We start from the raw sequence: 23,373 nt of genomic DNA on the forward strand, positions 1-23,373 counted from the left end.
AAGTTTTAGAAAAATCTTGGTGATCGATCATAACCTCCTTTGAACCCAAACAAATCCACATCAAACAAAATAAATATTTCATGAGATCCTGAGTTAAAATCTCCAAGATTGGATGTTGTATAATCATAAGCATAACCAATTCTTAAATCCGGTGTTACCCTAAAATTCACTAAAGCACTTATGGCATCATCTAACCTGTACCCCAGGCCTGCTTCCAACTTTTCATTAATTAAAATATTTGCTGTAATATCCAGAGCTAATGGGGCTCCTTTTACAGCTTTACCCATAAAAGCAGGTTTAAACTTCAGGTTTTCATTAATATCAAAAACATATCCTCCTGTAAAGAAATAATGTACATTTTGAACTCCTGTAGCTTTTATACCATTCTCACTTTCTATATGTTTTGTTGATAACAAATTTGGAGCTGATAAACCTAAATAATAATTTTCAGCAAAAAAGAATGTTCCAATACCCAGGTTAGGGAATGTCCTGGTAATATTTTCATTAAATGCCATATCGGTGCTTCTATCTCCCGATTGTAGCATAAAGCCATCAAAATTAGTGTTATAAAACGTGAATCCTCCTTTGACTCCAAAGGATATTTTACTTTCTACCCCAACCGGTAACACATAAGCAAAATCAGCAAAGATATTGTTCTCATCTACTACATCACCGATATTATCATTAGTAAAAGAAATGCCTAATTCTATTTTATCATTTACCGGGGTATGGGCAAAAAAACTGGCTGTTTTTGGTGCGCCATCTACGCCCACCCATTGGGTTCTGTATAATCCCCCTAAGTTTAATATTCCTTCTTCTGCGGTGGCGTAAGCTGGATTTATTATACTCATATTATACATGTACTGTGTAAACTGAGGGTCTTGCTGTGAAAAACTTTGCCATGACAAAAACGTCAAACTTAACAAAACAGCTATTCTATGATATATATTTAAATTTTTCATCTGTTATTATTTTTATCTGCTTAAGTATAAGCGTCCTTGTTCTGGTTTATTTTCGCCATCATTAAAATTGAAAATGTAAAAGTATACCCCTACTGGTAAGTCGCCTTTTGCTATCCCTGATGATTTATTAGAGGTACCATCAAAACTTGGTGAATTGGCATTACCTCTGTAGACCATATTTCCATACCGGTTATAAATTTCTATTTCAAAATTTGGATATATTAAACTTAAATTATCAATTTCGAAGGTGTCATTAACACCATCTCCGTTAGGCGAAAACCCATCCGGCATACTTAGCTTGCCACAAGCTGTTACATTTGGAGTAACTTCTAATCTGACACTGCTCTCACATCCTGTAGTCTCATCAATCAATACAGCATAATATGTTGTGGCTTCCAGTGCTGTACCTTCTGAAATAATTGTACCTCCTATAGCTGAATCATACCATATTACATTATTTGTTGCAACGTTGTATTCAGTGATATTTAATGTCAAATCATTTATGGTTGGGTTATCATTAATGCAATATGTTACTGACGGATCATTCCACGTTGGTGTTGACACATCATTAACCGTTACATTGATTTGAACAGGAACTGATGATTCACATCCTGTACTATTGGTTTGGGTTGCATAATAATCTTCTCCATCTATCAAACTATCTCCATCAGAAAGTGGTAAGGTTAAAGCCATATCTTCATACCAGTTTACTGTTCCGATTGGCCTTATACTTGCTGACAAACTAGCAACCGTAGGATTATCTGACTGACAAAATTCAGGATTAGGTTCTAAAACTATAATCGCAGGTGAATCATTAACGGTTACAGTTACCTCGGCAGTTGCATCTAATACACAAGGTGAAATTGCTGTAACGGTATAGATATAAACTCCTGATACATCAACTGTAGGATCAAAAACACCGGTACCACTTGACAGAACCGGAGACCATACTCCTCCACTTTGTGCTGTAGTTCCTAATAGATCAAACAAATCTGTTGACATGTCACCAACACAAATGGAAAGTGAATTATCAGTACCGGCATCAGGTGCCTGGGTTACTGTAACCACAACCTCACTGGTATCTACCCCACAAGCATTTGTAACTGTATAAGTATATGTACCTCCTAAATCTATTAACGGATCAAATACTCCTGTCCCGCTATCAAGAGCTGGAGACCAGACACCTCCTGTATCTGCTGGGCCAATAAGGGTAAATAAATCTGTTGTACCATTATTGCTACATACATCCAGGGTATTATCAGTACCAGCATTTAATGGTTCATCAATGGTAATTGTAATGGAAGTACTGTCGTCCAAACACGGTGCAGAAGCTGTAACCTCATAGGTAAACTGATAGGTTCCGGCTGATAAGCCTGACACATCATATGCTGTTGGGTTACCTACAACGGTACCCGTATTATCAGTACCTTCATACCAGGTTCCTGTATTATCTTCTGAGCCATCCAGCCCATCAAAAAGATTAACAGTCCCATTATTACAAGCAGTAATAGGAGTAGTATTTAAATTACCTGCATCAGGTGATTGATAAATGGTTACTGTTACGGCTGCTCTTGCTGATGATTCACATCCCATGGTTTGAGTTGCGTAATATACTTGACCATCTACCAATGCATCGGTAGCTGCTAAAAGATTGCCTCCATTAACAGCATCATACCATTGAATGGCTGTTCCTGTAGCTGTTAAATCTGCTACTGTTGCAGCATCACAAAATTCTTGTATTGCTGCTGCTGTTGGTACCGGAGTATCATTAATAACAATACTAACAGTGACATCAACATCATCACATGTTCCAATAGCATCAACATTATAAGTAAAGTTATATGTTCCTGATGTAAGCCCATCTAGTATTACCGTATTACCGGTTAAAGCCATTGTATTGTCATCATCGCTCCAAGAACCTACCTGGTCTTCTCCTTCTAATAACTCAAATAAATCATACGATTGACCTACAGTTATATCTGCTATACAAAATTCTGCCGGAGCATTGACTGTTCCGGATTCCGGAGCATCATCAATTCTAACCAAAACCGTTGAACTGTTTGTACAGCCATTTGCATCGGTTATGGAATATGTAAAATTAAATGTTCCAATGGATAATCCTGTTAAATTAATGGTATTCCCTGTTAAGGCTCCTGTGGCCGGAGAACTGTCATCGGTCCAGGTGCCACCGGCATCCACGGTTCCTGTTAACAATGTAAATAAATCAAAAGTTGTATTGCTTAATGCCGGATCATTTTCACAAAATATAGCTGGTGTTGGTGTTCCGGTATTTGGTAAAGGGTTTATAATAACCTGAACCGTTACCAATTCATCATCACAGCTATTAATATTATCCACATCAAAGGTATAATCATAGGTTCCGGATATTAAAGCGGATAAATCTACCTGATTTGGAGTGGTGCTTCCGGTGTTATCAGTTCCTATATACCAGGTTCCGGTTTGATCTTCACCTTCTAACAGGTCAAAGAGATCATAGTTATTGGGAGCTGTCCCTTCACAAAATTCTGCCGGAGTATTAACGGTTCCGGATTCCGGAGCATCATCAATTCTAACCAAAACCGTTGAACTGTTTGTGCAGCCATTTGCATCGGTTATGGAATATGTAAAATTAAATACGCCAATAGATAATCCTGTTAAATTAATGGTATTTCCTGTTAAGGTCCCTGTGGCCGGAGAACTATCATCGGTCCAGGTGCCACCGGCATCCACGGTTCCTGTTAACAATGTAAATAAATCAAAAGCTGTATTATTTAATACTGGATCATTTTCACAAAATATAGCTGGTGTTGGTGTTCCGGTATTTGGTAAAGGGTTTATAATAACCTGAACCGTTACCAATTCATCATCACAGCTATTAATATTATCCACATCAAAGGTATAATCATAGGTTCCGGATGTTAAAGCGGATAAATCTACCTGATTTGGAGTTGTGCTTCCGGTATTATCAGTTCCTATATACCAGGTTCCGGTTTGATCTTCACCTTCTAACAGGTTAAAGAGATCATAGTTATTGGGAGCTGCCCCTTCACAAAATTCTGCCGGAGCATTGACGGTTCCTGATTCCGGTGCGGGTTCAATGGTTATTGTTATTTGTTCAGTGTCTGTACATGCTCCATTATCAATGGTATAGTTAAAAAGATAAGGGCTTCCTGCTACAGTGAAGTTTGTAATATCCAATACATTTGAAATCACAGTATTTGCAGAGTCCGTCCAGGATCCAAGGTTATTATCTTGTGAATTATCCAGAGCATCAAACAGGTCAAACGGCGAATGAGCTACCAGGTCATTTTCGCAAAAGAACTGATTAACTGCATTTCCGGCATTAGGATCTGCAAGGATATTTATTTGTACTGTTGTAGACGCTTCCGGACATGAGTTAGGTAATATGTTTTGAGTATAGGTATAGAAATATGTTCCGGAAGTTAAACTTGTTAAATCTACTGTTGAAGCTACAACGGGATCTGTACTTAAACTTCCTTCTGTCCATTGACCGTTTATATCATGGTTTTCTATTAAGGTGAACAAATCAAAATCTGAAGGCAAGCCAGACTCACAGAATGATGCTGGATTTGCCGTAGAAGGAGTTCCTGAACTAAACGTTTCATAAATAGTAATTGACACAGTTGCTGAAACATCCGGACACACCCCATTACCGGAAACGGTATATGTAAAGGTATAAGTTCCTGCAGTGGTTAATGTTGAAATATCTACCGTTCCTAAATGACCATTAGCAGTGCCCAATGGCCCGGACCATGTTCCAGTAGTATCAGGTGCACCACCTAACTCATCAAACAAATCAAATGGTGATGGTAAACTTGTATTACAATAGTCTAAACTTCCTGATGTTCCTGAATCTGAAGGGATATCAATAGTTACAGTTACAGCTATTGGATTACTATCACAAAAGGGCTCATCCACCTGAATATAATAGGTGTTTCCATTTGTTAGAGGGGTTAATAAAGATAATGCCGGTAATATAGGATCTCCGGAAAAATCCAGGCTATCATACCAGTTATAATTTGTAGCCAGGGTACCTGTGACCAAGTCACCAACCGTGGGGTTTATATCTGCACAAAAAGTTTGCAGTAATGGTGGCGTTGGATCTTCCGGTGCAGTAAAAACACCTACCTGGCCAATTTCTAATTGACTTTTACAGCCCCCATTATCTACAAAAACAATAAAATATGTGGTTCCTCCTGTTGGAATATCATCGGTTGGGGCGGCCTGATCTGTTAAAGAAAAATCATTATAAACCTCTACCGAGCCTCCGGACGGGATACTGGATTGTAAAACATCATCAATATAAGTTTGAACGGTGGCGTTTTCGTTGCTACAATAAATACGATCCAGATTCTGTCCGGACGGATCAACTGTAAAATTAACAGTTATAGCATTTCTGGTTCCACATGTTCCTGTATTATCGCCTGCATAATAGGTCCCTTCAGAAACCAACTGATTTGATAAATAGGCATTTCCACCGGTAGGAGCATCATACCAAACTATACCATTTCCGCCGTCAATGGCATAACTATTTAAATTGCTGAAATTAAATCCAGCTCCTTCTATACAAATAGTAGGATTAGGATCTGTTATTGTGGGGCATTGTCCATAAAGTGTAAACGATAGCCCAAATAACAATAAAGTAAAGAACGTATTTCTAAATACATGTCCTGGCTCTAAGTTTGTTTTCATAATTGAAAAATTAGAATCTTGATTTGTTAGCTGTATAATAAAAGCTGTATAAATTCTACATTTCAATTATTACGTAGAATCGCACATCAATCTATTAATTGATTGCAATTTAACTGATTTATTTGTATTTCATCGATTTTTTATGAATTATTTTACATTTTGCCGATAAAACAAGTATTTAATCGTAAAACCCACCTGGAATCGGTGGGTTTTTAACACATAATAAGGACTGAATAATGTTAACCTGTTAATATCTATTTTCTAATTATTCTCTTAACAATTAAACCATGTTCTGTTTTTATCTTTAATAAATACATTCCACTGTTAATTCCAGAGAAATCAACAGTATCATTTTTAAGAATAATATTTTTTATTGATTTTCCTAAAACATCTAACAATGTTACTTCCAGAATATTCGGTTTATTTGATTTTATATGCAGTAGGTTGTTAACCGGGTTTGGGTATAAGCTTATTAATTTGTTCAACGATGCATCTTCTAATCCCAAAACGCTAGTAATATCTGCTGACAAAACAGGCTGTGTTAGGCTATAGTTTCCTGAATCTGCACCTGAAATAACATAGCCAGCCCCATTTATTATTATCCCAAATCCTATTTCTGAACTTGCAAATGTAAATACCGGGCTTCCTCCTAATAAAACGGTATCTCCAATCTCCACTCCAGACAGTTCTGCTGTTCCTGAAACTGTAGCATTTGTATTGCCGTCATATACCTTATCATCTCCTGTGATATTGATAATTGCTAGTTCTTTAACATTAATTGTTAATGTAATATCTTTTGTTGTTGAGGAATAAATACCATCAGCAGCCTGAGTTGCTCTAATAGTTAGTCCCCCTACATTTTCTAAATTTACAGTTGCATTATTTGTACCACTCAATGCTGTTCCTGTAGTATTTACTCCTTCTATAGAATAAGTTATTATTCCAGCTGAATTTGAAGTTGCACCTAAAGTAAAATTAGCATCTCCATATGTTTTTGAAATATTAGCAAATGTAATTGTTGGCGTTGTTAAAGACGTTGTTGTAAATGTTTGTACAGTGCCTTCGGTAGTGCCTTCGTTATTTGTTGCATACGGAGCAAAACTATAGCCTGTACCTGCCGTTAAACTGGAAACAACTTGATTAAAAGTTCCTGTGGTTCCAGAAACTATTACTTTGGTTACCCCTGAACCTGAAGACTCGGTTACGGTTGGTGTACCATCTGTTGTTGTGACTGAATATACAAAACCTCTTTCAGTAATGCCAGCTCCTCCATCATCTGTAACATTACCATTTAAAGTCGCACCTGAAACAGTAATTGCTGTAGCTGATGACGAGGTAACTGATGGAGCGGTAGCTAGAGAAGGCAATGTCCCTACTACATATTCTCCTTGATCAATAGGCGTTCCTGTATCATCCGTAAAACAAATTGCAAAAGAATTATCTGTTAAAACCGTTACCCTGTTATCATCTGCCTGAGCTGACAAATAAGTAATAGCCGCTCCAAAAGTAATATTATTACCATTTCTCTCTCCTATAATTACTTTACCTGGGTCACTAGTGGTACTCCCATTATGAACCAGTACAAATTCATTTCCTGAGATAACTTCAATATCAGTATCTCTAACCGAAAAGTTATTTTCATATTCAACGGCTGTACCTCCAAATGTAACATCTGATCCTGTAATAGTACCCACTATTACTTTTCCTTCATCAGAAGAGGAGTCATCACTATAAGCCACAGCAATAGACGAGGAATTAAATACAGCGACTGAAGTTTCTCTAACCGCATTTGTTGATCCACTTGATGCAAAAGTAGCTGCAGATCCATAAGTAATTCCTGTACCAGAAACATCTCCTATAATAACTTTTCCTGGATCAAAACTAGTACCATCCTCTTCATAAGCTATAACAAATCTAGAAGAAGAAACTGCTTTTATGTCTGGTGTTTGAATTCTAACAGAATTATAATTCTGAGGTGAGCCGAAACTAATTGAACTCCCTGTAACATCTCCTATAACTACAGTTCCTTGAGCACTAGCTTCCAAATCATCGTAGGCTATGGCTATTTTACCTGAGCCTAAGTGAATAGCTGAAGCCCAGGTATAGTCTCCAGAAGAAAAATTAGTTGCAGATCCAACACTTGAAATTGTATTACCTGAAATAGTAACAACTCGGGCACGCCCTATATCATCACCTGGAGCATATTCATATCCAACAACTGCTTGAGTAGCTGAAATTGCAACTACAAAAGGTCTGGACTGATCTTCGGCTTCAATTGTAAAACGCGTTCCCCAACTAATTGTTTTTGTATTTGTATCTACAGTTCCTACAATGGCGTATAAATCTGAAGATACTGCAGTTACAGAAGATGAAGCTGATTTATATACTGCAATGATATGGGTGTCATCCAATCTTGCTGTCCTTATTAAATAAGTTGGATTAGTATCAAAAGAATCCGTACTACCTAAAGTAGGTGTTCGCTGCGCTAATCCACTAAAAGTTGTGATAAGAGCTAATATTATTAATATTATAGACCTCTTGTATAAAAAAGATAAATGTAGTCGTTTTTTCATTATTAAGATATTTAGGGTTGATTAGTAGTATTTGGCAATAAAAGTACGAATGTACAACATAAATTATCAAAAAATACATTTTATCGAAAAAATAAGCGTTTAATCTATTTTTTAGATGTGATTAGGTAAATAATTTAGTACAAATTTTAAAACACAAAAAAACCACCTATAATTAGGTGGTTTTAAATATAAAATAAGAAATTATATTATTTTTCTAATGCTGAAGTTCTTCTTCTCCGTCCTTTAAAGGTACATTTTGCGGAACAAAATCTACATCATGACCCGGTTTACTGTAATCATAAGCCCAACGGTGAACATGTGGAATTTCTCCTGGCCAGTTACCATGCATATGCTCAACAGGTGCTGTCCATTCTAATGTAGTAGATTTCCATGGGTTTTGAGTAGATTTTTTTCCAAAGAAAATACTACTAAAGAAATTATACAAATACACTACCTGTACCACTCCTCCTATTAAAGCAAATATTGTGATTATAACATTAACATTAGCTAAATCGTCAAATAATGGAAAATTACTGTTTGTGTAATAACGACGTGGTAAACCTGCCATACCGATAAAATGCATTGGGAAGAATACCCCATAAGCACAAATTGCGGTTATCCAAAAATGTATATACCCCAGGTTTTTATTCAACATACGTCCATACATTTTAGGGAACCAGTGGTAAATCCCTGCAAACATACCATATAGTGCAGAAATACCCATTACTAAGTGGAAGTGAGCCACAACAAAATAAGTGTCATGTACATTAATATCCAAGGCACTGTCTCCCAAAATAATTCCTGTTAAACCTCCTGTTATAAACGTAGATACAAATCCAATTGAAAATAACATAGCTGGATTCATCTGTAAGTTACCCTTCCATAGCGTGGTTATCCAGTTAAATGCTTTTACCGCAGATGGTATTGCAATCAATAATGTTGTGAACGTAAATACAGATCCTAAGAACGGATTCATTCCAGATACAAACATATGGTGTCCCCAAACAATGGTTGATAAGAAAGCAATTGCTAAAATTGAAGCAATCATGGCACGATAACCAAAAATAGGTTTACGTGAATTTGATGCCATAATTTCAGATACCAGACCCATAGCCGGTAATATTACAATATATACCTCCGGGTGCCCTAAGAACCAGAATAAATGTTCAAATAATACTGGTGATCCTCCTTGATAATGTAATACTTCTCCCTGAATAAATATATCTGATAAAAAGAATGAGGTTCCAAAACTTCTATCCATAATTAATAACAACGCCGCAGATAATAATACTGGAAACGAAATTACACCAATTATAGCTGTTACAAAGAATGCCCAAATGGTTAAAGGTAAACGTGTCATTGACATACCTTTAGTACGTAAATTAATTACGGTTACAATGTAATTCAGTGAACCTAATAATGATGAGGCAATAAATATAGCCATAGACACTAACCATAAGGTCATACCCATACCTGAACCACCTTGTGCCATTGGTAATGCACTTAACGGCGGATATATAGTCCAACCTGCTGCTGCAGGGCCTGCTTCAACAAATAACGATATTACCATTACAACACTTGACAAAAAGAATAGCCAATAAGATACCATATTAAGGAATCCTGATGCCATATCACGAGCACCAATTTGTAACGGAATTAATAAGTTACTAAACGTACCACTTAAACCAGCTGTTAATACAAAAAATACCATAATAGTACCATGTATGGTGACTAATGCCAAATAAATATCGGCATCCATAACTCCACCTGGTGCCCATTTACCTAATAATGCTTCAAATAACACATTAGGTTCTTCCGGCCATGCGATCTGCATACGGAACATTAATGACATTAATACTCCTATAACTCCCATAATAGTCCCTGTTACCAGGTACTGTTTAGCAATCATTTTATGGTCCTGACTAAATATATATTTAGTTACAAACGTTTCTTTATGATGATGTCCGTGGTCGTCTTCGTGAGCGTGAGTATCTGCGTGTGCTGACATAATCTTATTTCGTTTTTATCTTTTTAATTAGTTAATTAGAGAATTCTTGAATTGTTTTTGCTCTTTTATCCAAGCATCATATTCTTCCTGAGTTTCTACTATAATTTTCATCTGCATATTATAGTGAGATTTACCACAAATTTTATTACATATCAATAGATAATCAAATTCGTAACGTTCTAATGCTTCTTCTCCTTTAGCAACTAATGGCTTGCTATTTTCAACTCTAATATCATTAATTCTGCTAACTTTTTCTTGAATATCCGGATTTTGACGCATATCGGCTGTAGTTACCGTAGGTGTAAAACCAAATTGTGTAATCATTCCCGGCACACAGTTCATTTGGGCTCTAAAATGTGGCATATACGCTGAATGTAATACATCTTGAGAACGCATTTTAAATAATACCGGTTTTCCAACGGGTAAATGCAATTCTGTTGTAATAACATCATCTTGAGCATTAGGATCAGATTCATCTAAACCTAATATATTAGCACGATCAATATCTATTAAGCGTACATTAGCTTTACCTAATGTATTATCTGCTCCACCATATCTTGCTTTCCAGTTAAACTGCTGTGCGTATAATTCAACAACCAAAGGATCTTCACTTTCATCAACCCCCATAATATTAATCCAGGTGTTCAGTCCATAAATAATCAAACCGGCTAAAACAATTACCGGGATTATAGTCCAGATCGCTTCTAATTTATTATTATCAGCAAAAAACAAAGCTTTTTTACCTTTTTCGCCTTTATATTTAAATGCGAAATAATGTAACAAAAACTGCGTAACGGTTTGTACAAAAAAGATAATGACCAAAGAGATGACCATTAAATTATCAATTGTTGGACCATGCGCAGAGGCTGAATTTGATAATAATGGTAAATCTCCCCATTTTACTATGCATACAATAGTTATCACATAGATGAATGCCAGGAAGCCCATCATTAAATAAGCATTCATTGTATTATCCTTATCAGTGGCTACTTGGGAATTTTCAGTTTTAGCTTGCGCCAAATCAAAAATCTTAACCATTTGCCAAATGGCAATTAAAATAAATACTAAAACTATAATTGTTAATAAAGCAGTCATTGGTATCTTTCGTCTTTATTTATATCTTAATTAATAATGAAATTCTTCGCTCTCTTTCCTGAAAGGGTAACCTTTTACAAGTAATGGTGCTTTTGTAAGTGCTGTGAACACTACAAAAATGAATAAGCCTGCAAAAAGTAAAACTGAACTTATTTCCGGTATACCTATAAACCATCTGTCTCCAACGGTTGCAGGCATAATCATATTGAAAATATCTATGTAATGTCCAAATAAAATTACTAAGCCCGTCATTACAACAAACCATGGAATACGCTTATAATCCGCATTCATTAGCATTAATATTGGAAATACAAAATTTAGTGCTACCATCCCTAAGAATGGTAATTTGTAATCGTTAAAACGTGATACAAAATAGGTTACTTCTTCCGGAATGTTTGAATACCAGATCAGCATGAATTGAGAGAACCATAAGTAAGTCCAGAAAATACTCATGGCGAACATAAACTTAGCGACATCATGTAAGTGATTTTCATTTACAAATTCTAAATATCCTCTGGATTTCAAATAGATTGAAATTAGCGCGATAACGGTAATACCGCTAACAAACATACTTGCAAAAACATACCATCCAAATAATGTAGAGAACCAGTGTGGGTCTACACTCATAATCCAATCCCAAGACATCATGGATTCTGTATAGATAAAGAACACTAAAAATGCGGCCGAAATACGGAATGATTTTTTAAAGTTACTCTTATCTTCAGCAGTATCCTGAGCAATAGAGAATTTACGTGAAAAATGACGATATAAACTCCAACCGGCAATAAAGATAACACCTCTAATAGCAAAACCTGAAAGGCTTAACCATCCTGATTTTCCTTGTAATAGTTTATCATGAGCCACTACCTCAGGATCCATCCAAACAAATAAGTTATAATGTCCTATTGTCCCGGAGGCTATAGCAATTAACAATACAATTACAGCACCAGGTAATAAGTATGCCGTGATCCCTTCCATAACTCTGAAAAGTACTGGCGACCATCCTGCCTGTGATGCAATTTGAATAGCATAAAATGCCAAAACACCTAAAGCTATCATCATAAAGAAAAATGCCGCAACATATAAAGCAGACCATGGTCTGTTAGCTATTTGATGTTGAACATGCTCAATGTGTTTTGCATGCTCATCAACTTCAGCGTGTGCGTCTTCGCCATGGTTATTATCTGCAGGTGTATCATGACCGGAAGCAGCATGCGCAACTTCTTCACCATGTCCGCCACCGTGATGTGATTCTTCTGCAAGTAAGTGCTCAACTTCTTCAAAAGATTTATGAGATGTCATAAAACCATATCCAACTCCCAATGCTCCTAAAATCATTAGAATGAAAGAAAATGTCTTTAATTTATTTGAAAATGTATACATATCTATAATAATCTTATCAATCTTACTTTTCTAAATCTGCTTTCAATTTTAATACATAGGATACCACTTGCCAACGCTCTTCTTCGTTCAATTGGTTAGCATAAGATCCCATGGCATTCTTACCATAATAAATGGTATGATAAATACTCCCTTCGGTTATGGCTCTACCGGCATCATCATAACTTGGTATACCAAGTATTTTTTCTCGCTTCACTAAGTTCCCTTGTCCTTTTCCTTTGTTACCATGACAAATTCCACAGTAAATATCATATAACTCTTTTCCTCTGTTCAAATCTACCTGTGTTGAATCTAACGGACTGGTTAAAGTTGCTTTAGCCAACTCAAAACCTTCAGTTGTATTTTCTATATCAAAAGGCACGAATCCTCTTGGTATTGTTCCTTCTGCAGGTAACTGCGCCTCAATCCCATTAGGAAATGCAGCTTCACCGTACGTTTCATATCCAGCAGACTCATACATATTAGGCATGAATTGATAGTTAGGCACTGTACTCTTTTTACATGATACAGCTACAAAAACAACTGCTATTACTAATATTTTAATTAAGCTTTTCATGTTCTATATTAATGGGCTTTATCAACTAATTTAACTTCTACTGCTCCAGTTTCTTTAAGCAAGTTCTCTAATTCATTTTCATTTCCATGAACAGCAATTTCCATTAAGAAATGATCATCGGTAGTTCTTGGATCCGGATTCTCAGCTTTTTTAAACGGCCACATCCTACTACGTAAATAAAATGTGATCACCATTAAGTGTGCTGCAAAGAATACTGTAAGCTCAAACATAATAGGCACAAACGCCGGCATATTTTCTATATAACTAAAGCTTGGTTTTCCTCCTATATTTTGAGGCCAGTCTTCAATCATTATAAAGTTCATCATAACAATAGCTACAGTTAAACCTACCAATCCGTACATAAATGCAGTAATTGCAATACGTGTTGGAGCAAGTCCCATAGCTTTATCTAGCCCATGAACCGGAAATGGTGTATATATCTCTTCTATATGATGCTTTTCTGCCTTTACTTTTTTAACAGCAGACATTAAAATATCATCATCCGTATAAATAGCGTGAATTACTTTTGAAGCTTCCATATGCTACTTTTAATTTTTTGTTTCTTTATTATTATCTCCAGATGTTCTTGCATCAGCACCAGTTCCTACCAAACTCTTACCTGCTTCTCTTAAGTTTTTATACTTTTCTCCTGAAGATTTTAAAATGGTTTTAACCTCAGCCTGTGCTATTACCGGGAATGTTCTTGAATACAATAAGAATAATACAAAGAAGAATCCTATTGTTCCTATAAAAATTCCAATATCAACAAACGTTGGCGAGAACATAGTCCATGATGATGGTAAGTAATCTCTATGTAATGAGGTTACAATGATTACAAAACGCTCAAACCACATTCCTATATTTACTACTATTGAGATAAAGAAGGAGAACATAATACTTGTTCTTAACTTCTTGAACCACATAAATTGTGGTGAGAATACATTACAGGTCATCATTGCCCAATACGCCCACCAGTAAGGTCCGGTTGCTCTGTTCAAGAAAGCATATTGTTCATATTCAACACCTGAATACCATGCAATGAACAGCTCTGTGATATAGGCTACACCAACTATTGAACCTGTAATCATTATTACTATGTTCATTAATTCAATATGCTGTACTGTAATATAATCTTCAAGGTTACATACCTTTCTCATGATGATAAGTAGGGTGTTTACCATTGCAAATCCTGAGAATACCGCCCCGGCAACAAAGTATGGCGGGAAAATAGTGGTGTGCCACCCCGGAATAACCGATGTTGCAAAGTCAAACGATACTATGGTATGTACTGAAAGTACTAATGGCGTAGCTAAACCTGCAAGTACTAAAGATACTTCTTCAAAACGTTGCCAATCTTTGGCTCTACCAGACCAACCAAAACTTAATAAGGCATATATTTTCTTTTGGAATGGTTTAATAGCTCTGTCTCTTAACATGGCAAAATCCGGTAATAAACCTGTCCACCAAAATACCAGCGATACAGATAAATAGGTTGAGATTGCAAATACATCCCAAAGTAAGGGTGAGTTAAAGTTTACCCATAACGATCCAAATTGATTTGGAATAGGAAGTACCCAGTATCCTAACCATGGGCGACCCATGTGAATGATTGGGAATAATCCTGCCTGGACTACCGAGAAGATTGTCATAGCTTCTGCAGAACGGTTAATTGCCATTCTCCATTTTTGACGGAATAATAAAAGTACAGCAGAAATAAGTGTTCCTGCGTGACCAATACCTACCCACCAAACAAAGTTAGTAATATCCCAGGCCCAACCTACGGTTTTATTTAAACCCCAAGTTCCAATACCTGTAGCTATTGTATAAATAATACATCCAATTCCCCAAAGAAAAGCTGCCAGTGAAATTCCAAAAACAATCCACCATTGTTTATTTGCTTTTCCTTCTACAGGTTTAGCCACATCTACGGTAACATCGTGATATGATTTTTCGCCTGTAACTAAAGGTCTTCTAATAGGTGCTTCGTAATGAGACGCCATAATCCTTTTATAATTGTTTCTTAATTAATTTTATGCTTCCGTTGTATTTCTCACTTTTGTTTGATACTGTACGTTAGGTTTTGTCCCTACATGCTCTAACAAGTGATACATACGATTATCTTCTTTAAGTTTTGCAACTTTACTTTCCTTATCATTGATATCTCCAAATAGCATTGCACCACTACTACAAGCTGCAGAACATGCTGTCTGGAATTCTCCGTCTTTGATCTGACGTCCGTCACGTTTAGCATCAAGAATTGTTTTTTGTGTCATTTGAATACACATAGAACATTTTTCCATAACACCACGAGAACGCACAACTACATCCGGATTTAATACCATACGCCCTAAATCATCATTCATATAGTAATCAAACTCATCATTACCATTGTATAAGAACCAGTTGAAACGACGTACTTTATAAGGGCAGTTATTAGCACAGTATCTTGTACCTACACAACGGTTATAAGCCATATGATTTTGACCCTGACGTCCATGAGACGTTGCAGCCACCGGACATACGGTTTCACAAGGGGCATGATTACAATGCTGACACATTACCGGTTGAAATGCTACCTGAGGATTCTCTGATGCATTTTCCATTTCACCAAACTCACTTAATGAGCTTCCTAAACCGGAAATATCATCTTTTTTCTTATTATCTCCTTCAAATGAGTCTTCAGATGAATAATATCTGTCAATACGTAACCAGTGCATATCGCGACTACGACGTACTTCTGTTTTACCTACTACAGGTACATTATTTTCAGCATGACAAGCAATAACACAAGCCCCACATCCTGTACAGGCATTTAGATCTATTGATAAGTTGAAATGATGACCTATTGAACGATCAAATTCATCCCATAAATCAACTTCTGGCGACGTTACCGGAGTTTCTTCATGGTTTAAAGACACTACAGGAATCGCATTCCAATATTTTTTATCTTTAGTATTGAATATCTCTAAAGTAGTTTCTTTAATGATATCCCCACGTCCCATTAATGTATTATGAAGCTGTACACAAGCAAATTCATGCTCGCCTGAAGCAGGTTCAATAGTTACATTCTGAACATTATTAAAGTTTTGATATAACGGATATCCGTTAACACCGGTTTGCATCTCTTCTTTTAAACCGGCTGTTCTACCATAACCCAGCGCTAGTCCTACAGAACCTTTAGCTTGTCCTGGTTGAATGATTACCGGAGCTGTTATAGTAACTCCATTTACAGTAACATTTGCATAACTACCGTTTAAGGCACCATTGGCTACATGAGTATTTGCTAAACCTATCTCAGCAGCATCAGCTTTTGAAACCGTTAAATAGTTATCCCAGGTTGTTCTGGTAATCGGGTCTGGAAATTCCTGTAACCATGGGTTATTGGCCTGCTGACCATCTCCCATACCTGTTTTGGTATATAAGGTTAATTCTAAACCGTTTGATTTGGCTGCAGAGGCTAATGCCTGAGCTGCAGATCCATTAGCTGAAGTAGTTTCGGTTGCATCTGAGTCTGACTCAGTTGTTTCTGTAGTATCAGTTGTATCCTCCCCGGCAGAATCATTTACAAAGAAACCATCATGCAAGGCCTGATTATAAGATGCTCCGTTAAGAATATTCTCATTCCAGGTCAATTTAATATAATCACTATAGGACTGATCATTATCTGTCCACTTTAATAAAGCGTCCTGAAACTGTTTGGTGTCAAATAACGGACGAATAGCTGGCTGTGTTAGTGCATAATGCCCGGTTTTAACCTCAACATCACCCCATGCTTCTAAATAGTGAGGTGCTGCAGCAAGGTATTGTGTTTGTTTAGAAGTTTCGTCTTCTTTCATAGAAAACGCCACTGACAATTGTGTATTCTTTAATCCTTCGGCAAAATCAGCTGCATTGGCTAAAGTATAAAGTGGATTAACACCACTCATGATGATCGCTCCTACTTTACCGGCTTTCATATCGGCCACTAACTGAGCTACATCTTTATCATTTCCTCCTCTTGTTTTGACAACAGTATTACTGTTAAACGCTTTACTTGCTAAATACTCATTAAGCTCTAAAGCAACAGTTTGCGCATTAACATCCTGAATTCCGGTTACCACAATACCTTTGCTTCCTGCTTTTTTCAATTGTGACGCAGCGCTTTTTACAGCAGCTTCAACATGCTCAGGTAAGCCATTTACTGAAACATTGTTTCCGGTAACCAAACTATATAATTTAGCTAAAGCTAATTTTTGTTGTGTTGGTGTTAATGGCACGCGCTTATCGGCATTAGCACCGGTAAGTGACATATTAGATTCAAACTGTACATGACGTGACATTTTACCATGATCAGGAATTCTGTTTTTTGCATATCCCGAATCAAAACCTCCGCCTTGCCAGTCTCCAAGAAAATCAGCTCCAACAGATACAATAGTCATGGCTTCTGAAAAGTCATAATCTGCTAATCCTCTTTTATTATATTTCTTTTGAAAAGCCTCAATCGCAGCTGACTCAGAAACAGCATCATAAACTACATGACGTACATTTCCATAGGTTTCTTTAAAATCAGAAATTAAACGATTGGTAGATGGACTTGCAAAAGTTTGTGTTAATAACACAATCTCTTTATCTGATCCTTTTAAACCATTTAAAACTTGCTTGGTTTTAGCATCAAAATCACTCCAGGAAATTGAAGTCCCTTCTTTTTTAGGCCCCTGAACTCTTAAGCTGTCATACAAACCTAAAACTGAAGCATTCACTCTGGCATTTGCACTGCCATGAGTAGTTGCCAAGTTATTGTTTTCAATTTTAATTGGACGACCTTCACGTGTTTTAACTAAAACACTCGCAAAATCAAAACCATCTGCAATTGTAGTTGCATAGTAATTAGCCACACCAGGAATAATCTCTGTAGGCTGTACTACATAAGGAATTGATTTTTTCACAGGACCTTCACAAGCAGCCAAAGATGCAGCCGCTGTACTAAAGCCTACATATTTTAAGAAATCGCGACGCGTTGTAGCAGTAGACTCTAATGTGTCTTTATCACCTAAAAACTCATCAGTAGGAATCTCTGATACAAACTCGTTTTGTTTTAGCGTCTCAACAATAGAGCTATCTTCATTTAGCTCTTCAACACTTTTCCAGTATTTCTTGTTTGATGACATATTATATAATTGAATTACTTCTTATTATTTATTTTAAAGTTTTCCGTTTTTACGGAAAAGAAAAATCACCGTTTTAGTAGTGACACTTACCACATTCTAAACCACCCATTTGAGCAGCAGTAAGATTTTCTACACCATACTTTTTAGACAGTTCTTCATGTATCTTCTCATAGTATGCATTATCCTTCACATTAACATTAGTTTCTCTGTGACAGTTAATACACCACCCCATAGTTAATGGTGAATGCTGATACATAATCTCCATTTCTTCAACAGGCCCATGACATGTTTGACATTCAACACCCGCCACTGTTACGTGTTGCGAATGGTTGAAATATGCAAAATCCGGCAAGTTATGAATACGCACCCATTTTACCGGCTGAGATTCTCCTGTATATTTTTGATCCTCATCACTCCATCCTGCAGCAGCATATAATTTTTTAATTTCTCCGTCATAGAATTCTTTAGAATACTCCGGAGTTGTTTCTCCATTATACTCATAAATTGATTTATGACAGTTCATACACACATTAAGCGATGGAATCCCTGAAGTTTTACTAACTCTTGCCGAAGAGTGACAGTACTTACAATCAATACCATTATCACCAGCATGTACCTTATGTGAAAAATGAATAGGTTGTACCGGTTGGTACCCCTGATTAACATCAATCTGCATAAAATAACCATACACAAAATAAGCACTGGCCAACAAAAAGAATATAGCTGTTACCAACATCAAGAATTGATTTTGAACAAAAGCTTTCCATAACGGTGTTCTACCGGTTTCAAGTTCAAAATCTATATTCTGTGCCGTAGCAAAACGGCGCAGCGTTTTATTAACCAGGTACAAGCCTAATGCTAATAAAACAAATAAAATAGCTAATGCCCCTAAAATAAGTTCATTTGAAATGCCTCCTGAATTATCAGCAGCTTGCCCGCCTGCTACAGCTGTTGCAGTAGCCGCCGGAGCTTTCTTTTCTTCAGCAGTATACGCTAAAACATTGTTTAAATCTTCATCTGACAATTGTGGAAATGCCGTCATAGCAGCTCCACTATACTCATTGTAAACTTTGTTAGCATAAGCGTCTCCAGACTTTATTAAGCCCGAACTATTACGAATCCACGCATAAAGCCAGTCTCTATCCAATCCTTCTTCATCAGATAAACGAGTCTCGACATGACGCAATGCAGGCCCTGTCATTTTCTTATCTAATTGATGACAAGCAGCACAATTGGCATTAAATAAAGATTTTCCTTTTGCTGGATCTCCTTCCTGAGCAGAAAGCGAGGTTGTAAACGCTAATAACATAATTAAGCTTAAACGAAGAAAGTTTTTGCTTAATTTTCGGTGAATCACCTTTCTCATATTACTGGTTAAATTAACTTCTTAACTTTGGTATGACTTTTGTCATTTATTGGATGAAAAAATCATAGTTATAAATGTCACGCAAAAGTAATACTTAAAGTCGGTTTCCAAAATTTAAAAGAAACGTTAACCATTAATTTAGAGAGATTCTAAATAATAAATCAACCCGAATTTAAGTTTAATACTTATACATTTGCATAAATATAAATAAAAAATGATATCTACCAGTTTTAAAACCGTTATTCTAGTAACTGTATGTTATGTATTTACAACAACTTACAGTTATTCTCAACAAGGTAATGTGACTATTAATCAAGATGAAAAAATAACAACATTGCTAGAGCTTAAAAAGACTATGAATAAAAACGAAAACGATTCAGAGCGTTATAAAATTCAGGTTTATTCAGGAAACAGATCCGGAGCACATGACGCTAAAAAAGAATTTAGTAACGCTTTTGCCAGTTGGAGGCCGGTTATACAATATGAAACACCTAATTTTAAAATTTGGGCTGGAAATTTCAGAACCAGATTGGAAGCAGATCGTGCTTTAAAACAAATTAAAAGCAAATTTCCCAGTGCTTTTATTTTCAAACCAAAAAAAGAAAAACGCTAATTAAAAATAGTCCTGCATAAAAAAAAGGCAACCCATTGGGTTGCCTTTTTTATTTCTATAATTCTATTAAAACTATAAGTTATTTTAGTGTCTTTTTAACTTCTACTTCATGGAATGCTTCAATGATATCACCTTCTTTTATATCATTATAGTTCTTAATTTGCATACCACAATCATAACCTTTTGTTACTTCTTTAGCATCATCTTTAAATCGTTTTAACGACGCTAATTCACCTGTGAAAACTACTACACCGTCACGAATCAATCGAATTCCGGAATTCCTCAGTATTTTACCATTGGTAACCATACATCCGGCTATACTTCCAATTTTTGATACTTTAAAGATTTCTCTAATCTCTGCCGTTCCGGTAATTTCTTCTTTAAGCTCTGGAGACAACATACCTTCCATAGCATCTTTAAGATCGTTTATAGCATCATAGATAATAGAGTAGGTTCTGATATCTATCTCTTCCTTATCAGCAATGGTTCTTGCATTTCCAACAGGACGCACATTAAATCCAACAATAACTGCATCAGAAGCCGAAGCTAATAACACATCACTTTCAGTAATTGCCCCTACACCTTTATGCAGAATATTTACCTGAATTTCTTCTGTAGATAGCTTCTGGAATGAATCTGTTAAGGCTTCCACAGAACCATCCACATCCCCTTTAAGGATAATATTCAATTCCTGGAAATCACCTAAAGCAATACGACGGCCAATCTCATCTAGAGTAATATGACGTTGTGTTCTAACGGATTGCTCACGTTGTAATTGAGCACGCTTAGCAGCAATTTGTTTTGCCTCACGCTCATCTTCAAATACATTAAACTTATCTCCTGCCTGTGGTGCACCGTCTAATCCTAAAATGGATACAGGTGTTGAAGGCCCTGCCGCAATCACATCATTTCCACGTTCGTCATGCATCGCTTTTACTTTACCACTGTGCTGACCCGCTAATACATAATCCCCCACTTTTAAAGTACCTGCCTGTACTAAAATAGTTGACACATAGCCACGCCCCTTATCCAAGAACGCTTCTACAACCGTACCTGCTGCCGGTTTATCTGGGTTTGCTTTTAACTCTAATAACTCTGCCTCAAGCAATACTTTTTCTAAAAGTTCTTTAACACCAGTACCCATTTTGGCCGAAATATCATGAGATTGGATTTTTCCTCCCCAGTCTTCAACAAGTAAATTCATTTGAGCTAACCCCTCTTTAATCTTATCTGGATTAGCATCTGGCTTATCTATCTTATTAATCGCAAAAACAATAGGCACTCCTGCTGCCTGAGCATGCGAAATAGCCTCTTTGGTTTGTGGCATAATATCATCATCTGCTGCAGCTACAATAATAGCAATATCTGTAACCTGAGCACCACGTGCACGCATAGCGGTAAAGGCCTCGTGACCTGGTGTATCTAAGAATGCTATTTTCTGACCATTTTCTAACTCTACACCATAAGCTCCAATATGCTGCGTAATTCCACCGGACTCTCCCGCAATTACATTTTCTTTACGGATATAATCTAAAAGCGACGTTTTACCATGATCTACATGCCCCATTACGGTTACAATTGGCGCGCGAGACTGTAAATCCTCTGGCTTGTCTTCTACTTCTTCTATAGCTTCTTCTATATCAGCAGTAACAAACTCCACTTTATAACCAAACTCTTCAGCAACAATAGATAAGGTTTCTGCATCCAAACGTTGGTTCATGGTTACCATCATACCTAAAGACATACATGCCGATATAATTTCGGTAACTCCTACACTCATCATAGTAGCAACCTCACTGGCAGTAACAAACTCCGTTACTTTCAGGATTTTGCTTTCTGCAGCTTCTAATTGCTGATCAATCTCAGATTGTTCTCTATGCTGATCTCTTTTATCTCTTCTGTATTTAGCTCCTTTTCCTTTGTTAGATTTCCCTTGAAGTTTTTCAAGTGTTTCACGCACTTGTTTTTTTACATCTTCCTCACTAGGTTCTTCCTTTACTATATTACGACGCCCTTGAGCTTTACCTTTTCCTTTAAAACGATCATTTGCACCTGATCTTCCTCCTGGTCTGTTTTGACCTCCTCCGTTTGGAGCACCGGCTTTACTTATTCGGCGACGCTTTTTCTTGGCTGCATCTCCTTGTTTTGCTTCCGGTTTTTTCTCTTCCTTCTTTTTCTTTGGTTTATTAAACTGCGATAAATCAATTTTATTACCGGCAATTTTTGGCCCGGTAAGCTTTTGATATTGCGTCTTTACCTTTTCTTCAGGAATCACATTCCCATCTTCATCTGTAGTTGTGCGTTGCTCTTTTACAGGCTTTGCAGGCTCCTCCTTAACAACTTCCTTAACCGGTTCTTTAACAGCTTCCTTTTTAGGCTCTGTTTCTATTTTAGCTACCGGCTTTAATCCTATCTTTGGAGCTTTTGCCTTTATAACCTCTTCCTTAACAGGCTTTTCAACCGGTTTAACCGGTTCCTCTTTTTTCTCAACAGGAGGCTTTTCTTCAATTTTCTTTTTGGGATCTAAATCAATTTTCCCAACCTGTTTAGGCCCTGAAAGTGTTTTTGAAGCTTTAACAACCTCTTCTTTGGCTTTTTCTATGGCTTCCTGAGCTTTTTGCTTAGCTTCCAATTCCTGTTCACGCTTTATACGTAAATCTTCCTTTTCTTTAAGCTTAGCCTCACTTACTTCCTGCGATTTCATTTTCTTATTAGCATCCGTCTCAAACTCATCTGAAAGAATCCTATACGTTTCTTCAGAAATTTTTGTGGTTGGACGCTTCTCTATAGACACCCCTTTAGAATCTAAAAACTCTACAGCACGGTCCAGAGAGATATTAAGCTCGCGTAATACTTTATTTAATCTAATTGTTTCAGCCATAAATTGCCTTTAAAATACTCAAATATATACATTATACCTCCTCAAGGCATAATAATCA

General features: G+C 36.6%; 12 protein-coding genes and 1 pseudogene. 1 reads left to right on the forward strand and 12 read right to left on the reverse strand.

Annotation, left to right across the window (positions count from 1 at the left end; genetic code table 11):
- Positions 1-5: 5 nt before the first annotated feature.
- From VOI54_RS02165 to VOI54_RS02215, 11 genes and pseudogenes are all read right to left on the reverse strand, one after another.
- Positions 6-962 carry a PorP/SprF family type IX secretion system membrane protein gene (locus tag VOI54_RS02165; RefSeq protein ID WP_326281087.1) on the reverse strand — a complete coding sequence of 319 codons (957 nt, stop codon included), beginning with the start codon at positions 960-962 and terminating at the stop codon, positions 6-8.
- 12 nt (positions 963-974) lie between these two features.
- On the reverse strand, positions 975-5,675 hold the full coding sequence (locus tag VOI54_RS02170; RefSeq protein ID WP_326281088.1) for an Ig-like domain-containing protein: 4,701 nt from the start codon (positions 5,673-5,675) through the stop codon (positions 975-977).
- A gap of 254 nt (positions 5,676-5,929) precedes the next feature.
- Positions 5,930-8,248 (reverse strand): T9SS type A sorting domain-containing protein, encoded by a 2,319-nt coding sequence (locus VOI54_RS02175; protein WP_326281089.1) that lies wholly within the window; start codon positions 8,246-8,248, stop codon positions 5,930-5,932.
- A gap of 214 nt (positions 8,249-8,462) precedes the next feature.
- Positions 8,463-10,256, reverse strand: a complete 1,794-nt coding sequence (locus VOI54_RS02180; RefSeq protein WP_326281090.1) for a cytochrome c oxidase subunit I — start codon at positions 10,254-10,256, stop codon at positions 8,463-8,465.
- A gap of 27 nt (positions 10,257-10,283) precedes the next feature.
- Positions 10,284-11,351 carry a cytochrome c oxidase subunit II gene (locus VOI54_RS02185; protein WP_326281091.1) on the reverse strand — a complete coding sequence of 356 codons (1,068 nt, stop codon included), beginning with the start codon at positions 11,349-11,351 and terminating at the stop codon, positions 10,284-10,286.
- Positions 11,352-11,381: 30 nt separating this feature from the next.
- Entirely contained in the window at positions 11,382-12,734 is a 1,353-nt protein-coding gene (locus VOI54_RS02190) for a quinol:cytochrome C oxidoreductase (RefSeq protein ID WP_326281092.1), read from the reverse strand.
- 22 nt (positions 12,735-12,756) lie between these two features.
- Positions 12,757-13,308, reverse strand: a complete 552-nt coding sequence (locus tag VOI54_RS02195; protein ID WP_326281093.1) for a c-type cytochrome — start codon at positions 13,306-13,308, stop codon at positions 12,757-12,759.
- Positions 13,309-13,316: 8 nt separating this feature from the next.
- On the reverse strand, positions 13,317-13,847 hold the full coding sequence (locus VOI54_RS02200) for a DUF3341 domain-containing protein (RefSeq protein WP_326281094.1): 531 nt from the start codon (positions 13,845-13,847) through the stop codon (positions 13,317-13,319).
- 39 nt (positions 13,848-13,886) lie between these two features.
- Positions 13,887-15,308 (reverse strand): annotated as a pseudogene (nrfD, locus tag VOI54_RS02205) (NrfD/PsrC family molybdoenzyme membrane anchor subunit); the annotation flags it as partial.
- 30 nt (positions 15,309-15,338) lie between these two features.
- A complete protein-coding gene (locus VOI54_RS02210) occupies positions 15,339-18,455 on the reverse strand; it encodes a TAT-variant-translocated molybdopterin oxidoreductase (RefSeq protein WP_326281096.1) in 3,117 nt (1,038 codons plus the stop codon).
- A 73-nt stretch (positions 18,456-18,528) separates the two neighbouring features.
- Positions 18,529-19,821 (reverse strand): c-type cytochrome, encoded by a 1,293-nt coding sequence (locus tag VOI54_RS02215; RefSeq protein WP_326281097.1) that lies wholly within the window; start codon positions 19,819-19,821, stop codon positions 18,529-18,531.
- A gap of 214 nt (positions 19,822-20,035) precedes the next feature.
- Between VOI54_RS02215 and VOI54_RS02220 the strand changes: the two genes are divergently transcribed.
- The gene (locus VOI54_RS02220; RefSeq protein ID WP_326281098.1) at positions 20,036-20,434 is read left to right on the forward strand and encodes an SPOR domain-containing protein; all 399 of its coding nucleotides are present in this window, start codon (positions 20,036-20,038) and stop codon (positions 20,432-20,434) included.
- A gap of 79 nt (positions 20,435-20,513) precedes the next feature.
- Here VOI54_RS02220 and infB read toward each other — a convergent pair whose 3' ends face one another.
- Positions 20,514-23,315: a translation initiation factor IF-2 gene (infB, locus tag VOI54_RS02225; protein ID WP_326281099.1), complete on the reverse strand. Its 2,802-nt coding sequence runs from the start codon at positions 23,313-23,315 to the stop codon at positions 20,514-20,516.
- Between the last annotated feature and the right edge of the window lie 58 nt (positions 23,316-23,373).

This window comes from Alterotamlana spongicola (assembly GCF_035818475.1).
Lineage (GTDB): Bacteria > Bacteroidota > Bacteroidia > Flavobacteriales > Flavobacteriaceae > Cognatitamlana.

What these genes read in the sequence shown, in the direction of transcription:
- VOI54_RS02165 (WP_326281087.1), bottom strand. Translation starts at nt 962, where the DNA reads ATGAAAAATTTAAATATATATCATAGAATAGCTGTTTTGTTAAGTTTG.
- VOI54_RS02170 (WP_326281088.1), bottom strand. Translation starts at nt 5,675, where the DNA reads ATGAAAACAAACTTAGAGCCAGGACATGTATTTAGAAATACGTTCTTT.
- VOI54_RS02175 (WP_326281089.1), bottom strand. Translation starts at nt 8,248, where the DNA reads ATGAAAAAACGACTACATTTATCTTTTTTATACAAGAGGTCTATAATA.
- VOI54_RS02180 (WP_326281090.1), bottom strand. Translation starts at nt 10,256, where the DNA reads ATGTCAGCACACGCAGATACTCACGCTCACGAAGACGACCACGGACAT.
- VOI54_RS02185 (WP_326281091.1), bottom strand. Translation starts at nt 11,351, where the DNA reads ATGACTGCTTTATTAACAATTATAGTTTTAGTATTTATTTTAATTGCC.
- VOI54_RS02190 (WP_326281092.1), bottom strand. Translation starts at nt 12,734, where the DNA reads ATGTATACATTTTCAAATAAATTAAAGACATTTTCTTTCATTCTAATG.
- VOI54_RS02195 (WP_326281093.1), bottom strand. Translation starts at nt 13,308, where the DNA reads ATGAAAAGCTTAATTAAAATATTAGTAATAGCAGTTGTTTTTGTAGCT.
- VOI54_RS02200 (WP_326281094.1), bottom strand. Translation starts at nt 13,847, where the DNA reads ATGGAAGCTTCAAAAGTAATTCACGCTATTTATACGGATGATGATATT.
- VOI54_RS02210 (WP_326281096.1), bottom strand. Translation starts at nt 18,455, where the DNA reads ATGTCATCAAACAAGAAATACTGGAAAAGTGTTGAAGAGCTAAATGAA.
- VOI54_RS02215 (WP_326281097.1), bottom strand. Translation starts at nt 19,821, where the DNA reads ATGAGAAAGGTGATTCACCGAAAATTAAGCAAAAACTTTCTTCGTTTA.
- VOI54_RS02220 (WP_326281098.1), top strand. Translation starts at nt 20,036, where the DNA reads ATGATATCTACCAGTTTTAAAACCGTTATTCTAGTAACTGTATGTTAT.
- infB (WP_326281099.1), bottom strand. Translation starts at nt 23,315, where the DNA reads ATGGCTGAAACAATTAGATTAAATAAAGTATTACGCGAGCTTAATATC.